At 46.7% G+C, this 883-nt stretch carries 1 protein-coding gene; it reads left to right on the top strand.

Annotated features, from left to right (window positions below):
- The coding region (locus tag R7R24_RS25550; RefSeq protein WP_318119906.1) for a hypothetical protein at positions 1 to 829 on the top strand (829 nt) is incomplete at its 5' end.
- Between the last annotated feature and the right edge of the window lie 54 nt (positions 830 to 883).

Here is an 883-nt window from a genome sequence, read left to right as displayed (position 1 = left end):
TGAGGTTGATTCGCTTAAATTTTCCCTCGATCGGCTCGCTTTTCCTCAGCAAGACGTGGTGCGTTTTCGCCTGTTGGAAAAATTAGAACAGCAAAACATCATACTTACCCCGCGCATGGCACTGTTCGTGGAATCGCAAGTTCGTTTGACACCCACGTATCAAATGTTGGAGCGAGGCGATGGCTATGAATTCAGTGTACCCGCATTCAATTACCCAGCGATTGCGAGTCGTTTAATTAAGCGTTGGAAACAAGACCAAAGCACGTTAGATTTTGTGCTGCAAGCTGAACGAAAAGAGCTAAACCTGCAGCAGTGGTTAACGGGGACGTCTCAACAAATTCAGACGAGAGAATCCTTGCTCATTCGTGAGCTAGATAGCTTATCGCCAAGTGCGTTAAAAGCCTTAACGACGCAGTTAACTCAAGCGAATGTCACCAGTTGGCTACCGTCCACAGCAGTGGTCGTTCGTATGGCGCAAGTCAGCCAAGACAAAGCTATGTACGATTTACTATGGCGAATGCGCGCCGATTACAATAGCCAACAGGAACTCAAGCGCTTAGCTGATACAGGAGATGCTTTCTCTTTGCAGCAGTTGATGAATGCCACGATCAACCCAAGCCTCAAACCTCACGCGATTCGCTTACTCACCAAATCCAATCCATTATCGCCGGAAGTGAAACAGTTTCTTATTGCGAAAATGGCATTATCTGAAGAGGCGACACTGGTCGCTCGTCAACTGGCTCAACAAGGCCACCAAACATGGCTTGAAGAATTAATTTCAAGTAACCGCCAAGTAAAGGCTCGTCAGATCGAGCAAGTATTAAAGTAACCCTGCTCACATACCCACACAAAATAGGAGGATCTTAGCGTCCTCCTATTTGTT

It is taken from the genome of Vibrio sp. 704 (assembly GCF_033339295.1).
Note: the sequence above shows the minus strand (reverse complement) of the source record. Positions and strands in the feature narration are given on the sequence as shown.